The sequence below is a fragment of the Flavobacterium sp. 103 genome (assembly GCF_003096795.1).
Taxonomy (GTDB): domain Bacteria; phylum Bacteroidota; class Bacteroidia; order Flavobacteriales; family Flavobacteriaceae; genus Flavobacterium.
In genome coordinates, this window is record NZ_QENX01000001.1 from 716,623 (window position 1) to 733,882 (window position 17,260).

General features: G+C 34.6%; 11 protein-coding genes. 4 read left to right on the forward strand and 7 right to left on the reverse strand.

What is annotated here, in order from left to right; translation table 11 throughout:
- Positions 1 to 150: 150 nt before the first annotated feature.
- The 3 genes from gltB to lysA all read left to right on the forward strand — a co-directional run bounded on the left by gltB (position 151) and on the right by lysA (position 7,673).
- On the forward strand, positions 151 to 4,668 hold the full coding sequence (gene gltB / locus C8C85_RS02945; RefSeq protein ID WP_116795744.1) for a glutamate synthase large subunit: 4,518 nt from the start codon (positions 151 to 153) through the stop codon (positions 4,666 to 4,668).
- Positions 4,669 to 4,670: 2 nt separating this feature from the next.
- Positions 4,671 to 6,125 (forward strand): glutamate synthase subunit beta, encoded by a 1,455-nt coding sequence (locus tag C8C85_RS02950; protein WP_116795745.1) that lies wholly within the window; start codon positions 4,671 to 4,673, stop codon positions 6,123 to 6,125.
- A 324-nt stretch (positions 6,126 to 6,449) separates the two neighbouring features.
- Positions 6,450 to 7,673, forward strand: a complete 1,224-nt coding sequence (gene lysA, locus C8C85_RS02955) for a diaminopimelate decarboxylase (RefSeq protein WP_116795746.1) — start codon at positions 6,450 to 6,452, stop codon at positions 7,671 to 7,673.
- Positions 7,674 to 7,733: 60 nt separating this feature from the next.
- On the opposite strand, the gene C8C85_RS02960 is transcribed toward lysA, so the two are convergent.
- The gene (locus tag C8C85_RS02960) at positions 7,734 to 8,702 is read right to left on the reverse strand and encodes a c-type cytochrome (protein ID WP_116795747.1); all 969 of its coding nucleotides are present in this window, start codon (positions 8,700 to 8,702) and stop codon (positions 7,734 to 7,736) included.
- A 141-nt stretch (positions 8,703 to 8,843) separates the two neighbouring features.
- On the reverse strand, positions 8,844 to 10,460 hold the full coding sequence (gene pafA, locus C8C85_RS02965; protein ID WP_116795748.1) for an alkaline phosphatase PafA: 1,617 nt from the start codon (positions 10,458 to 10,460) through the stop codon (positions 8,844 to 8,846).
- A gap of 379 nt (positions 10,461 to 10,839) precedes the next feature.
- Between pafA and C8C85_RS02970 the strand changes: the two genes are divergently transcribed.
- Positions 10,840 to 11,619 (forward strand): class I SAM-dependent methyltransferase, encoded by a 780-nt coding sequence (locus tag C8C85_RS02970; protein ID WP_116795749.1) that lies wholly within the window; start codon positions 10,840 to 10,842, stop codon positions 11,617 to 11,619.
- 11 nt (positions 11,620 to 11,630) lie between these two features.
- Here the strand turns inward: C8C85_RS02970 and C8C85_RS02975 are convergent, their stop codons facing one another.
- The 5 genes from C8C85_RS02975 to C8C85_RS02995 form a co-directional block, all read right to left on the reverse strand.
- Positions 11,631 to 12,044, reverse strand: a complete 414-nt coding sequence (locus tag C8C85_RS02975) for a hypothetical protein (protein WP_116795750.1) — start codon at positions 12,042 to 12,044, stop codon at positions 11,631 to 11,633.
- 36 nt (positions 12,045 to 12,080) lie between these two features.
- Positions 12,081 to 13,025, reverse strand: a complete 945-nt coding sequence (locus C8C85_RS02980; RefSeq protein ID WP_116795751.1) for an NAD(P)H-dependent flavin oxidoreductase — start codon at positions 13,023 to 13,025, stop codon at positions 12,081 to 12,083.
- 13 nt (positions 13,026 to 13,038) lie between these two features.
- A complete protein-coding gene (locus C8C85_RS02985; protein ID WP_116795752.1) occupies positions 13,039 to 14,652 on the reverse strand; it encodes a S8 family serine peptidase in 1,614 nt (537 codons plus the stop codon).
- A gap of 315 nt (positions 14,653 to 14,967) precedes the next feature.
- Complete coding sequence (mnmA, locus tag C8C85_RS02990) at positions 14,968 to 16,155, reverse strand: tRNA 2-thiouridine(34) synthase MnmA (RefSeq protein WP_243412036.1); 1,188 nt, start codon at positions 16,153 to 16,155, stop codon at positions 14,968 to 14,970.
- A gap of 144 nt (positions 16,156 to 16,299) precedes the next feature.
- Positions 16,300 to 17,016: a toxin-antitoxin system YwqK family antitoxin gene (locus C8C85_RS02995; protein WP_116795754.1), complete on the reverse strand. Its 717-nt coding sequence runs from the start codon at positions 17,014 to 17,016 to the stop codon at positions 16,300 to 16,302.
- Between the last annotated feature and the right edge of the window lie 244 nt (positions 17,017 to 17,260).

The following is a 17,260-nucleotide window of genomic DNA, read 5'->3' on the forward strand; positions in this document are numbered from 1 at the left end:
TTGAAGATATGTCAATTCCGAAAGGAAAAATCAGCATTATTATCAAATATTCATACCTTTTTTAATTTTATAGCAAAAATAGAACCTAAACACTGTATTCATTAGTTATATGTTATGAAATCTTTAATTTTGTAAAAAAAAATATCAAGCATGAGAGTTAAAGAACAAGGCCTTTATTTACCCGAATTTGAACACGACAACTGTGGCGCAGGATTTATATGTAATTTGAACGGAATTAAGTCTAATGATATTATTCATAAAGCGCTAGATATCCTTATAAAGTTAGAACATCGTGGAGCTGTAAGCTCTGATGGAAGAACTGGAGATGGTGCTGGAATCTTATTTGATATCCCACACGCATTCTTTAAGAAAGTTTGTGATTTTGAAATCCCAGAAGTTAGAGAGTATGCTGTAGGAATGGTTTTTATGCCTAAAAGTACAAACCAAGTGGCATTTTGTAAAACCACTTTTGAAGACGCTATAAAAGATCAAAATCTATCTATTTTAGGATGGAGAGATGTTCCTGTAGATGTTTCTAATTTAGGGCAAATTGCCGCAGAAAAAGAACCAACCGTTAAACAAGTATTTGTTGGTAAAAACGGTCTAGATATCACAGAACAACAATTCAACGCCAAATTATTCTTGGCCAGAAAAATTGCTGAACATACAATTCGTAATTCAAGAACTTCGGAAAGTCATATGTTTTACTTTTCAAGCTGTTCTACAACTACTATTATATATAAAGGTCTATTGATGCCCGAAGACATTAGCAGATACTATACTGATTTATTAGATGACGATTTAGTGACCCGATTGGCTTTGGTTCACCAACGTTTTTCTACAAACACTTTCCCTTCTTGGGATTTGGCACAACCATTTAGATACATGTGTCACAATGGTGAAATCAATACTTTGAGAGGAAACGTAAGCAGAATGCGTGCTCGTGAAGAATTGATGAAAAGTGATGTTTTTGGAGAAGATCTAAAAAAATTATTCCCAATTATATTAGAAGGAAAATCAGATTCAGCTTCTATGGATATGGTTGTTGAGTTGTTATTAATGACTGGACGTTCTTTACCGGAAGTTATGATGATGGTTGTTCCTGAAGCATGGGAAAAACACAAAACCATGTCGGATGAAAAGAAAGCATTCTACGAATATAATGCTTGCATCATGGAACCATGGGATGGTCCTGCCTCTATCCCATTTACAGACGGGAACGTTATTGGAGCATTATTGGACAGAAATGGATTGCGCCCTTCTCGTTATACATTAACCAAAAGCGGATTTGTGATCATGTCATCAGAAATTGGTGTACTTGACATAAAACCAGAAGATGTAGTACAACACGGAAGATTGGAACCAGGAAAAATGTTCCTTGTTGACATGAACGAAGGTCGTATTATTGAAGACGAAGAAATCAAACATTCAGTAGTAACTAAACGTCCTTATAGAGAATGGTTGGACAAAAATTTATTGCAATTGGCTAAAATCCCTTATACGGACAATCCAATTCCAACTGAAAAAATAGATTTTGAAACAAGACAACGTCTTTTTGGCTATACAATTGAAGATTTAAAAACGATCATTAATCCAATGGGTGGTCAAGGTAATGAAGCATTGAGTTCTATGGGTAATGACACCCCTCTTGCAGTATTATCAGATCAACCACAATTATTATATAACTATTTCAAACAATTATTCGCACAAGTAACCAACCCTCCTTTGGATGGTATTCGTGAAGAAATAATCACTGATACTAGTTTGGCAATTGGTGGAGATTATAACATCTTTGACATTACCGACATTCACTGTAAAAAAATTAAAATTCAGAACCCTGTTATCTCTAATGAGGATTTAGATAAAATAAGAAGCATTGATCATGTCGATTTCAAATCGGTTACCATTTCTACTTTATACAAAATAGAAAAAGGGGTAAATGGTATGGAGCGTGCTTTAGAAAAATGTGTACAAGCAACTTTCAAAGCGGTTTCTGAAGGATGTAATATTGTTATCCTTTCAGATAGAGGCGTAAGCAAAGAATTGGCTCCAATCCCAATGTTATTGGCTACATCTTATATTCACCACTCTTTGAACATACTAAAAGTTCGTTCTAAATTTGGTATTATAATCGAATCTGCTGAACCACGTGAACCACATCATTTTGCTTTATTATTCGGATACGGTGCCAGTGCCATCAATCCTTATATGGTAAATGAAATTCTTCATGACCAAGTAAACCAAGGATTTATTACTGGGGTAAAAGCAGATTATGCAATTACAAACTATAATAAAGCAATTGCAAAGGGGATTTTAAAAATTATGAATAAAATTGGTATCTCTACTTTACATTCTTATAGAGCTGCTCAGATTTTTGAAATTTTAGGTTTAAACAAAACATTCACTTCAAAGTATTTCCCTTACACTCCTTCTAGAATTGAAGGTATTGGACTAATGGAAATTGAAAGAGAAGTTAAGAAAAGATACCAAAATGCATTTCCAAAAGCAGAAATTGCAAATCTGTTACCATTAGAAATTGGAGGTATTTACAGATGGAGAAGAAACGGTGAAAAACACATGTTCAATCCAACTACCATTTCAAAATTACAACAAGCCGTTCGATTGAATAGCCCAGAAAGTTATAAAGAATACTCCAAAATGGTCAACGATCAAAGCGAAAACTTGATGACCATCAGAGGTTTATTTGAATTCAACAATCTTGATCCTATTTCTATTGACGAAGTAGAACCATGGACTGAAATTGTAAAAAAATTCAAAACAGGTGCTATGTCTTATGGATCCATTAGCCAAGAAGCGCATGAGAATCTAGCGATTGCCATGAACCGAATTGGTGGAAAAAGTAATTCAGGTGAAGGTGGAGAAAATGCAAAACGTTTCCAAAAAGAAATGAATGGAGACTCTAAAAACAGCGCCATCAAACAAGTTGCTTCTGGAAGATTTGGAGTTTCGATCAATTATTTGACAAATGCTCAAGAGATTCAAATTAAAATGGCTCAAGGAGCAAAACCTGGAGAAGGTGGACAATTACCAGGTGAAAAAGTTGTGCCTTGGATTGCCGAAACAAGAAACTCTACTCCTTATGTAGGTCTTATTTCTCCTCCCCCTCATCACGACATTTATTCTATTGAAGATTTATCTCAATTGATATTTGATTTAAAAAATGCCAACAGAGAAGCTAGAGTAAACGTTAAGTTGGTTGCTGAAGTTGGAGTTGGAACAATTGCTGCGGGTGTTGCCAAAGCAAAAGCCGATGTTATCTTAATTTCTGGATATGATGGAGGAACTGGTGCTGCACCATTAACATCATTACAACACACAGGTATTCCATGGGAACTTGGTCTAGCCGAAGCACAACAAACTTTAATCTTGAATGACTTAAGAAGTCGTGTGGTTTTAGAATGTGATGGTCAATTGAAAACAGGACGTGACGTAGCTATTGCTGCCTTACTTGGAGCTGAAGAATTTGGATTTGCGACTGCGCCTCTTGTAGCTTCTGGTTGTATCATGATGAGAGCTTGTCACTTGAATACTTGCCCAGTAGGTATTGCAACACAAGATCCAGAATTGAGGAAAAATTTCAAAGGAACACCAGAACACGTTATTAACTTTATGTATTTTATTGCCGAAGAGTTAAGAGAAATCATGGCTCAACTTGGTTTCAGAACATTGAAAGAAATGGTTGGACAATCTCAAAAATTGAATGTTAATAAAGCAATTAAACATTATAAAGCTAATGGATTGGATTTATCTACCATTCTTTATAAACCAGAGAAAGCAAAAACAGTTCCAAACCATAATACTACTACTCAAGACCACGCATTAGAAAATGTACTTGATTTTGATATCATTAAAGCTGCTATTCCTTCTATTTACAGAAAAGAAAGAACAAGAGTTACTTTTGACATCAAAAATACAGACCGTTCTGTTGGAGCCATTTTAAGTAATGAGATTTCAAAAATATATGGTGCTCAAGGATTACCGGAAGATACAATTCTTGTTGACTTTACAGGTTCTGCCGGACAAAGTTTTGGAGCATTTGCAACTAATGGATTGTCATTCAAAATTCACGGAAACTGTAATGACTATTTAGGAAAAGGACTTTCTGGAGGAAAATTAATTATTAAAGTCCCTCCTACTGCCACTTTTAGTCCAGAAGACAACATTATAATTGGTAATGTAGCTCTTTACGGCGCGATTACTGGAGAAGCCTACATTAATGGTATGGCCGGAGAACGTTTTGCTGTTAGAAATTCTGGAGCGACAGCTGTTGTTGAAGGAATTGGAGACCACGGTTGTGAATACATGACTGGAGGAACAGTAGTTGTTCTTGGTAAAACAGGTAGAAACTTCGCAGCTGGTATGAGCGGTGGTGTTGCTTATGTATATGATGCCAAAAAGAAATTTGAAGATGGATTGTGCAATATGGAAATGGTTGCCTTAGAAACATTGGAAGACGAAGATTTAGCCAAATTAAAACGCTTAATCAAAAATCATTCGATGTATACCAATAGCCCATTGGCGAAACGCCTTTTAGCAGATTGGGAAAACGAAAGCAAACATTTCATTAAAGTAATGCCAACAGATTATAAAAAAGCATTACAAAGATTGGCAGAAGAAAAGCAAATTGAAGAATTAATAGCACAATAGTCATGGGGAAAATAGGTGGATTTAAAGAATATAATAGAGCCGACGAAAGTAACGTTGCTGTTCTAGAAAGAGTTACAAATTATAATGAGTTTACAATTCCATTATCAAAAGAAAAAATCAAAGAGCAAGGTTCCAGATGTATGGATTGCGGAATCCCTTTTTGTCACAGCTCCTGTCCATTAGGAAATTTAATTCCTGATTTTAATGACATGGTGCACCAAGAAGAATGGGAAAGTGCATTGCAGATTCTACAATCTACAAATAACTTCCCTGAATTCACAGGTCGTTTATGCCCTGCTCCATGTGAAAAATCATGTGTATTAGGAATTATCCAAGAACCGGTTGCAATCGAAAATATTGAAAAAAATATAATTGAAAGAGGTTTTGCCGAAGGTTGGATCAAACCACAAACACCAGAAAAAAGAACAGGAAAAACTGTTGCAGTCGTTGGATCTGGCCCAGCTGGATTGGCAGCAGCACAACAATTGAACCGTGCAGGTCATACGGTTACCGTTTTTGAAAGAGACAATGCAATAGGTGGTTTATTACGTTACGGAATTCCAAATTTCAAATTGGAAAAAGGAATTATAGATAGACGCGTAAAAGTATTGGAAGCCGAAGGAATTACTTTTAAAACCAATGTAAACGTAGGAGTAAACTTTAGCGTAGCAGAATTAGAAGCTTTTGATTCTATCGTATTATGCGGTGGAGCAACCGAAAGAAGAGGATTACCTACTAAAGGTGCCGATAGCAAAGGTGTTGTTCAAGCTATGGATTTCTTGACTCAACAAACTAAAGTGTTATACGGCGAAAAAATTGAAGATCAAGTATTGGCAACTGGAAAAGATGTAATCGTAATTGGTGGTGGAGACACAGGATCAGATTGCGTAGGAACTTCAAACAGACACGGTGCAAAATCGGTGACTAATTTTGAAATCATGCCGAAACCTCCAGTAGGAAGAAGCGAAACTACACCATGGCCATTTTGGCCGTTGCAATTAAAAACATCTTCTTCCCATGAAGAGGGTTGCAACAGAAACTGGTTGATTAATACTAAAGAATTCCTTGCTAACGAAAAAGGAGAACTTGTAGGATTAAAAACCGTTGAAGTTCAATGGAAATTAACTCCAGGACAAAGACCTGAGCTAATTGAGAAAGAAGGTTCTGAGAAAATTTGGCCTTGCGATTTAGCGTTGTTAGCCCTTGGATTTACAGGTCCAGAAAAAACATTAGCGGAGCAATTAGGTATAGAAGTCGATATTAGAACTAACTATAAAGCAACCAACTATCGAACTAATGTTCCACATATTTTTACAGCTGGTGATATGAGAAGAGGCCAGTCTTTAATTGTATGGGCCATCTCTGAAGGTCGTGAAGCGGCTAGAGAAGTTGATTTATACTTAATGGGCTTCACCAATTTACCAACAAAAGGTAATGGCGATTTACCCGCTTTATAATATTTGAACTAAAAATTAAAAATCCCTTGATATCATTTTTGTCAAGGGATTTATTTTTTAAAACGCATCAGAATTCAAACTTTGTTAAAAATTTAATTATTCAACAAAACAAACGTTAACTAAATAATATTTATATCATTTATAGGCACTCATAATAAATTTATAGCATGAAATCTAAACTTTAATTAAAGTTAAAAAAAATCACAAACATGAACTATTTGTTACAATTTAAACAAATTGTTATAATTTGTTAAATAACCTCAAATTGTTTGGTCGTAATAGCAAAGAATAATAAATTTGTCAAAAATAATAAGCAATATCAAGATGCAAGCAAACGATTTACTACACTTAGCAGAACAATTTGGAAGTCCACTTTATGTGTATGATGCCGAAAAAATACAATCCCAGTATAATCGATTAACGAAGGCTTTTTCTAAGGTTTCCAATTTACGCATCAATTATGCAATGAAAGCATTGTCTAATGTCGCCATTCTTCAATTATTGAGAGATATGGGATCTGGATTAGACACTGTTTCTATTCAAGAAGTACAGTTAGGATTACATGCTGGTTATGCACCAGAAAAAATATTTTACACCCCAAATGGCGTTTCTTTAGAAGAAATTGAAGAAGTACATGCATTGGGAGTTCAAATCAACATTGATAACTTATCTATATTGGAGCAATTTGGAGCAAAACATCCACATGTTCCAGTTTGTATTCGTATCAATCCACACGTAATGGCAGGTGGAAATGCTAATATTTCGGTAGGACATATCGACAGCAAATTTGGTATTTCTGTACACCAATTGCCTCATTTGGTCCGTATCGTTGAAAACACAAATATGAACATCGTAGGTATTCACATGCATACCGGTTCTGATATATTAGATATTGAAGTGTTTTTATACGCTGCCGAAATTTTATTTGACGCCGCCAAAAACTTCAAAAATCTAGAATTTTTAGATTTCGGAAGTGGATTTAAAGTTCCTTACAAAAAAGATGATATTGCTACTGACATTGACGAATTAGGTAAAAAATTATCAAAAAGATTCAATGCTTTCTGTACTGAATATGGCAAAGATTTGACTTTGATTTTTGAACCAGGTAAATTTTTAGTAAGTGAAGCTGGATTCTTTTTGGCTAAAGTAAACGTGGTAAAACAAACAACTTCTACAGTATTTGCTGGTATAGACAGTGGCTTCAATCACTTGATTCGACCAATGCTTTACGGTTCACAACATTTCATAGAAAACATATCAAATCCGAAAGGAAAAGAGCGTTTTTACTCGGTTGTAGGATACATTTGTGAAACAGATACGTTTGCAACCAACAGAAGAATTTCTGAAATTAAAGAAGGAGATATTTTAGCTTTCCGCAATGCTGGAGCTTATTGCTTTTCAATGTCTTCTAATTATAATTCAAGATACAAACCAGCAGAGGTTTTATGGATGAATGGACAAGGATACTTAATCCGAGCTCACGAAAAATTTGAGGACTTACTTCAAAATCAAATTCCGTTGCCTGTAGGTGCAGCCGCAACAGTTTAATATAAAAATCCCGTCTAGTTCTAAAAAACAAGACGGGATTTCTTTTTTTTATATATACCACTAAGGATTTGCGAACTTCTCAACGCTATTGTGTATCGGTTTTATCGTTTTTAAATAGGCGTAAATTGCTTTTAAATCTTGTTCTTTCATTCCGCCATACATTGTCCAAGGCATAACTGTATTAAAAAATCCTTTTGAAATTTTATTGGGAACATAACTACTGTCTGTATAAGATTTAAAGCGTTTAACAAAATCAGCCTCTGTCCATTTACCAATTCCGGTCTCTTTATCTTGAGTAATATTGGCCGAACGTGCAATACCTCCAGTCACCATTGGAAACTCAAAACCACCCGCCAATTCCATGCCTTCAATTGGTTTTCCTTTTTCTTGTTTCGAATGGCATTCCGAACAAGAAGCGGCATTAAACAAGTAACCTCCGTAAGCAACAGCATCACTTTCATTTGGTTTAGTGGAAAAATGGGGCTCATCCGGAATTGTATTAATTATAAAACTCATAGGAAAATCAGGTTCAGATTCAGGAACTATATTTTTGATAGGTTTCAAAGTTCTTAAATATACAATGATGGATTCCAAATCACCTTTATCCATTTTTCCAAAATGAGGATGTGGCATTATTGGAAACAAAGCTTCACCATTTTTTGAAACACCACTAGCAATTGCTCTCAAAACTTCTCCATCTGTCCAATCACCAATACCAGAAGGCGTAATGTTTTTTGCATAAAAACTACCAGGAAAACCAAACCTCTGATCAAAAACTTCTCCTCCTTTACCTAAAGTCCCATCTACCAATGGTCCCGAAAATTCATTCCAATTACGAGTGGAATGACAATCAATACAAACGCAAACATGGGTTGCAAGATACTTTCCTCGTTCCAATCGGCTTGCCGTTGGTTTGACACTGAGATATTCGATTTTCCCAACATTAGGCAAAGCCACTTTTACATATAATAAAATTGTCACAACCACAATGACAACTAATAGCAAGGTTCCTTTGATAATTTTCTTCATAATTTAGATTTATTTAGACAAAACAATTCAAATTTAACAGTTTCATCCTAGACCATCCTTTCAAAAATAAGAAAAAAAGTAATAAAAATAAAAATCCCATCCGCATAAACGAATGGGATTATAAAAATTTCAAAAAAGTAATTATTTTTTAACAAACAATTCTTCTAAAACTTGAGATTCTGAACCATTTGGGGTAGTAATCTTTAACATTTTAGAAAGCGTAGGAGCTATTTCTGTTATGTATTCTTTTTTATTTGACTCTCCTTGCGGAACATGCCATCCGTAAAAAAGTAAAGGCACATTAGTATCATAACTATTAGGAGTTCCATGTGTAGTGCCAGTTTCTATACTTTCCAAATACCCTGCACCTTCAAGAATAACAAGATCACCACTTTGTTTTGGGTCATATCCTTTAAAAATAAAACTTAAATAATAATCTTGAGCAGAACCTGCTAAAATATCTTCTTGAGTATACACTCTTTTCACATACACTTGCGTCATTAAAAAGTCTTTGAAACTTTGTTTCACTCTTGCCAATTCCAATCCTTTTTGTTTTATAACGTCTCTATCTAAGTAAACATTAAAGTTGGAATAATTCAACACTAAATTAACCCCAAAAGTATCGGTAGAAAATTTACTCAACGAAGCAAAAATATCTTTGGAAGGAATGTTGGTCACATTGTATTTATGATCTTTCAAATAAATCGGATTTTCGGCAACAGCATGATCCGCAGTCAAGAAAACTAAGTAATTATCCTTACCGACTGTTTTATCCAAGTAATCCAAAAATGCAGCAATGGTAAGATCCAAACGTAAATAAGTGTCTTGAATCTCCATAGATCTTGGACCAAAAGTATGCCCAACATAATCGGTTGAAGAAAAGCTTACAGCCAAGAAATCGGTAATATTATCTTTCCCCAATTCTTCCTTATCGATCGCTCTCATGGCTAATTCAGCTAAAAAATCATTTCCGAATGGAGTACTTTTTAAAATTTCCATTCCGGTTTCTTTGTAAATTTTATTTAAATCATACGGAAACACAGGTGGTAAAGATTTATCTAATCTTCCTTCATATGGATTGTTATCAGGCAAACTTTCGTTGTAAGTATCAATTGGCTTCAACAAACTCCATCCTTTTTGAATGTATTTCATATAATTCTTTTCATTGTTGAATTGAGTAACCCAATCCGGCATTTTATCCCCATAAAAACTACTTGAAATAAACGCTCCCGACTTAGTACACCAAAATGCCCAATTCGCAAAATGACCCGCTGGCAAAATAGCGCCACGATCCTTAATACTCAAACCGATCACTTTCCCATTAAAGTTGGTTGCCATACGCAATTCATCAGTAATTGTAGTGCTCAATAGGTTTTTGGGAGACATTGCCCCTTCTTTTTCAGTACCTTCCACTAGCGTTTTAACACTGGCATCATCCGTGCAATACATGTTTTTTCCAGCAGAACGAATGTACCAATCATTTCCTATTATTCCATGCACAGCAGGTGTTGTACCCGTGTAGATAGAAGCATGTCCAGGAGCAGTAAACGTAGGCACATAATTATAATTCATATTATAAAAAGTAAACCCTTTATCCATCAGTCTTTTAAAACCATTAGTTGAAAAATCATCCGAAAAACGATATAAATACTCCATTTTCATTTGATCTACCACGATTCCAACAACCAATTTAGGGCGTTGTTGTGCTTGACTACTAATAGAAAAAACACATACTAAAAACAAAACAATTTTTCTCATAATAAATTTTTAATAGTACACAAAAATACACTTTATCTTGTAAAAAAAGTCTAAAACAAAATAACTAATACAATAAATTAACCCATTGATAACCAAAAATTAGTAAATCATCAAAACAATCTGGGCATGACCCCATTAAGGAAAGATGCCAACTCAACTTTACGAGTATTCGGCCTCTTTCCCTAATGCCGTAGAGCTATCCGCGCTACTTCGGTAGCCAGCTTCAAATAAAATTCACTGAACTCCTATGAAAATAAATGTATAGTGAAGTAATCCATCACGCACTGCAATCAAGACCTTTTTGAGAAATTAAGAACTTTCATTTTCATAAGCTAAAAACAAAAAATAAATATTAAATTTGAGTACAAAACCACTGACTATGAACATGTACGACAACGAAAATACCGTTCAAAAATCATTTGATGAAACTTATTTGTCCGAAGATCTCTTACAAGCCCAATGGGCCGAATTTACGGAACTCAAAAAAGTCATCTCCGAAACATATTCAAAAAAAGGAAGTCCGCTTACCCTTTTGGACATTGGAATAGGAAGTGCCAGAATAGCGCGTCACTTAAGTGCCATTCCCGAAATGTGGCAGATGATAGAAAACTACGATGGTACAGATAATGCCGAAGCCTGTATAAAACTTGCCCAAGCAACAGCCGAAGAACTGCACATTGAAGACAAACTAAAAGTACATCTACTCGATGCTGTCAATTTAAATCAGCTTCAGAAAAAATATGATTTAATCATTTGTACTTGGTTTACTCCAGGCAATTTTTATCCCGATAATTTCCCTTTCAATGAGTATAATGATTCCTATAAAAGATTGGATTTATCAAAGAATGAAAAATTTACAACTATTTTTTCAAATGCCTATTCTTTACTACAACCAAATGGAGAAATAATTCTTGGTGCCTGCTACATTGACAATGGCAACACCCGAAAAAAACAGGAGCAATCTTATCAAAAAATGGGAATGAAAATAATCACAAATGCCAGCGATAGCTTTACTGCCACCAAAGAGCAATTTTGGTCACAAAGATTTACAAAAGAAAAAATTAAAAACTATTTACCTTTTGTAAAACCCGAAAATATAGTTTTTACGCCTCTTGATCCTTATGATTATGCGATGCAAATCAGGATTAAAAAAGAGTAATCAACTCTTTTTTATTCAAAATTGACAATATTATAAGCGAATACCCTATCTTCATATTTGACGTACAGTTGTTTCCTGTTATCTTGTTTTTTTCGGGTAATAAAGGAAAGAGTACAATCTTCTCCATTGTTATCTTTACAAACAAATGGATAAACAAGATCAGTTGTGCTTTCTTCAACAGGAAGAGATTCGATAATTTCAAACAACTGAATTACTTCCGAATAAATCACAATTCTATTTTTGTTGGTATCCAAATTGACCAATATACTTACTGGCTTTAATTCGCTCCAATCACCAAATTTGCCTTTCCCCTCTTTTACTGAAACACTTAAACCCGTTGTTTTGAATTTATAGGTTTGACTAAATCCATGATTCAATCCCAAAAAAAGAAACAATAATAGAGACCCTATTTTTAACTTACTCATTATCTTAAAATTTGTATTAAAACAAATATAACAATTTTAAAAACCAAATGAAACTACTTCCAGCTTTGCTTGTTTAAATTCGGCAATCATCTCATTTACTATATCTTTTGCCGGCAATATTTCTTTGATTAGTCCCGCTATTTGACCAATTTCCAATTCCCCTTCAATCAAATCCCCTTCAAACATTCCTCTTTTGGCTCTAGCCCTTCCTAGTAGAGTAGCCAGTTCTTCTTTAGTCGGACATTTTTCATACAATTCCTGTACGTCTTGATAAAATTTATTTTTAATCAAACGAACAGGTGCAAGTTCTTTCAGCGTCAATTGAGTACCTCCTTCCTGAAGATCTATAATAGTTTGCTTAAAATTTTGATGTGAAGAAGACTCCAATGAAGCGGCAAATCTACTCCCCACTTGCACTCCATCTGCACCAAGAACCATTGCAGCAAGCATTCCTCGACCTGTGGCTATCCCCCCAGCAGCAATTAGTGGAATAGAAATTTTATCTTTTACCATCGGAATCAAAGTAAAGGTCGTCGTTTCTTCACGTCCATTGTGTCCACCAGCCTCAAATCCTTCGGCTACAACAGCATCAACTCCCGCATCTTGAGCCTTCAAAGCAAAAACAGAACTACTCACTACATGCACAACCGTTATTCCATTTTCTTTCAAAAAAGGAGTCCAGGTTTTAGGATTTCCAGCCGATGTAAAAACGATTTTTACTCCTTCATCGACAATAATTTTCATTATTTCGTCAATATTTGGATACAACATAGGAACATTGACCCCAAATGGTTTATCTGTTGCTTTTTTACATTTTTGGATATGCTCTCTTAATATTTCTGGATACATAGAACCGGCACCAATCAAGCCCAATCCTCCTGCATTACTAACGGCGCTAGCTAATTTATAACCACTGTTCCAAATCATTCCTGCCTGAATAATAGGATATTTAATATTGAAAAGGCTTGTAATTTTGTTCATATATAAATGTTGCTTATTGTTTGATTAGTTTTCCGGTAGTCACATTGCCATTACAATCTATTTCATAAATATAGATTCCAGCTTGCAATGCTTTTAGGGAAATAGTTGGTGAAGTTTTTGAAATTTTCTGCTCTGTTATTTTTTGTCCTAGCATAGAATAAATACGAAATACTCCTGAATCAAAATTACTCAAAAACGAAACAGTAGTTACATCAGTTGTTGGATTGGGATACAGAAAAACATTTTTTATAGAAAAATCATTAATTCCCAATCCATTGGACAAAGCCAAGCTAAAATCTGGAATTCCATACCCATATTGATTATTCGGAGCAGTATACCTATCGGCTGATTTCACAATTAAATCTTTGATTTCTTTATTAGTTTTATTTGGAAACGCTTGCCACAAACAAGCCACCATTCCTGCCGTAATTGGACTCGAAAAAGAAGTTCCGTTTGCTGTTACAATATTCCCTGAAGAATCAGATAAAACGACTGCTTGACCTTGCGCCATAATATCTGGTTTCACTCTTCCGTCAAATGAAGGACCGATGGAACTAAAACTGGTTACCGTTTTGGTTGCATTCACTGCTCCCACAGTAAGTACAGAAATACCATCTGCAGGGACTGCTATATGAGGATTTGCAGTAGCTCCCTCATTCCCAGCGGAAACCACCACTATCATTCCACGAGAAAAAGCAATTTCGGCACCGCGAGTCATAAAAGTCGTTTTTCCGTCCATATCATTATAAGTATGATTGTAGGCTGTATTGTCAAATTCAAAATAGCCCAATGAGGTATTGATAACATCCACTCCCAAACTATCCGCTTTCTCTGCCGCCTCCACCCAATAGGATTCTTCAACAGGATTTTCGGTTGCAGCATCTTCTGTTCTAAACAAATAATAAGAAGCGTCTGGAGCAGTTCCTATAAGAGCATTATCTTTATATCCTCCCATAGAAGAAAGAACCATCGCACCATGCGAATCTCCTGTATAAAAATTAGCATCTTTATTCACAAAATCATAACCTCCCAATATTTGATTGTTGTCTCGCAGTCTTTGGAATGGTTGCGCTTTATTAACTCCAGGAAAACCAGCGTCCATAACCGCTATTATTTTTCCTGAACCTGTATAATTCTGCTGATGCAATACATCTCCGTGAAGCATTTGAATTTGATTTGCAGAACTACCATATGCAAAATCGATTTGTGTTGCCAATACTTTATTAACGGCTTTCATTTTGTTAGAAGTAGCTTTTTTTCCAGTCGTATTGAGTGATTTATTGGCAAAATCGATTTTATCAACAAATGAGAAAGATTTCAAGGAATTAATTGCTGTTTGAGTTCCACGAATATGCAAAGCATTTAGCCACTTGGATTTTGCCATAACCGTAATTCCCGAAACCCCTTTTATTTGACCAATAAAAGCGGGATTAATAGGAATATCTTTTGAATCCAAAAGAATATTTTGCTTAGTTCTTCGATCTATGGCTCTTTGCGAAAACATCAACAAAGGATTGTCATAATAACTTTGAGAATTATTTTTGACATTAAAATATACCCAAGCATCTTCTTGGGAAAATCCCACAAAACAGGAAAAGAACAAAATAATAAACAATATTTTTTTCATGTTTTAGCAATATTTAACCATATAAGTCATATAAGTACATTTAAGTTTTATGACTGTCTGCAAAGAGTACCAAGCTTTTTTTGCCACTGATTACACAGATTCACCAAGATTTTATTCCTAGTTATTAAAGAAATCTGTGTAAATTTTTTTAATCTATGGCTAATATTATTGGCTTGGTATTAGTTTCAGTTTCGCTTCAATTTCCTAAACTTATATTTCTTATCTGTTTCAAAGTTTTTATGATGTTAACCACATGTTGGCTCCAATTTAACTTATATGTCTTATATGTTTCAAAAACCACCTTCTCTTCAATCATTACGAAATAACCCCAGAACCAACTAACTCATCCTCTAAATACCAAGCAGCAAATTGCCCCTCTGTAATAGCAGATTGTGGTTCTTCAAAAGAAACATACATACCATTATCAAACTGATGCAAAGTGGCTTTTTGCAAAGGCTGTCTATATCGAATACGCGCCATAACTTCCATCGATTCACCATTGGCCAAAGCCAAATCTTCACGAATCCAATGCACTTCGGATTTTTCAATAAACAAAGCTTTTTTGAATAATCCCGGATGCATACTTGACAAACCAGTATAAATTGTATTAGTCTCTACATCTGTGGCAATGACAAACAAAGGATCTGTTGTCCCACCAACATTCAAACCTTTCCTTTGACCAACCGTAAAATAATGAGCTCCTTGATGTTTCCCCATTATCTTACCCATTTTTGGCGTATAAGGTATTTTTCTGGAAGCAAAAAGCAATTGCTCTTCAACAGACAATTCATTCTGCATTTCATAAGAATACACAGAATCGTTTTTATCAATTTGGATAATTGTACCTTCTTTTGGCTGTAGTTTTTGCTGCAAAAATTCAGGCAAACGTACTTTTCCAATAAAGCAAAGTCCCTGGGAATCTTTCTTTTCGGCTGTTACCAATTCCATTTGAGCAGCTATTTCACGTACTTCGGGTTTTGTTAATTCACCAATTGGAAACAATGCTTTAGACAATTGTTCTTGGGATAATTGGCATAAAAAATAAGATTGGTCTTTATTGTTATCAACACCGGCAAGGAGTTGGTATACTTTTTCACCATTCACTTCGATTTCACCTTTTTGGCAATAATGCCCTGTAGCCACATAATCGGCACCAAGACTCAAAGCGATCTTCATAAAAACGTCAAATTTAATTTCGCGGTTACAAAGTACGTCAGGATTTGGGGTTCTCCCTTTTTCATATTCGCTGAACATATAATCAACGATTTTTTCTTGGTATTGTTCGCTTAAATCAACTGTCTGAAAAGGAATACCTAATTTTTCGGCAACCAATAAGGCATCGTTACTGTCTTCCAACCAAGGACATTCATTTGAAATTGTCACTGAATCATCGTGCCAATTCTTCATAAAAAGACCTATTACCTCATATCCTTGCTGTTGCAACAAATATGCCGCTACACTTGAATCTACACCACCAGAAAGACCTACAACTACACGTTTCATTGTCAAAAATTGATTGTTTACATTTTAATCTTTTGCAAAAGTACAAATAATAAACCTACTTATAGCAACATCAGGATTGATGAAAACAATGCAACAATAACCCAAAATAATATCTCAAGAAATAGACTAAAGATTCCTAAACTCTTAATCTATTTTTACTTTGTCTTTTTTTAGTTGTGGCTTTTTAGGCTTATCCATATTCTCCTCACTTTCCAATTTCCCATTGATAAAAAACTGCCACTTCCCAACTTTCTTGCCATTTTTGAACTTTCCTTTTGCAATAACAAGATCATTCGGGTCTTTATAGACAGCCTCACCTTCATATTCGCCATTTTTGAAAAAACTATTTTCCAAAACAATTCCTTTCTCAGAATATTTTTTATAAACACCTTCTTTTAATCCGCTTTTATAAATGGTTTCATCCACAATTTTACCGCTTGGATAGTATACTGTTCGGACTCCATCGAGTTTTCCATTTTTATAATTCTCCAAAGTCATAATTGCTTTTGAAGCCTTATGATAATATTTCCATTGACCTTCTCGCAGTTTATTTATCTCTTTACCTTCACTCACAACATTTTTATTCTGGTCATAAAAAACGGTATAACAAGAGTTGTCCTTAGCATTAAAAGTTCTTGTCGCAATAATTGATTTTGCTTTTGTATCGTCAAAAAAATTAAAAACACCAACTTCCTTGCCATGTTCAAAAGTCCCTTCATAACGCTGTCTTCCCGATTCTTCATAAAATCCTTTCCAAACACCGTGCTTTTTTCCATTCTCATCTAATGGATTGGAATCTGTTTGTGAAAAAACACTTTGAAAACACAAGAAAAAAATTAAAAACCTAAAAATATAGAACATAGCATTACAATTTGGTTAGAACAAAACAAATGTATTTAAAATAATAAACTAATAATACAAAGGTTTAATATGATATAAAAGTACATAAATATTTCAATTCAAAAGTCACTTAAAATTACCGTAATTATAACTTACAAAATAGAAAAAATAGGAAAAAAAGACTAACTATCTCAGTTTTTTGTTTAAGTAAACTAGCAAAAAGAGTTGAATTATTAAAAACAAAAGATCAAGCTACATAACACTA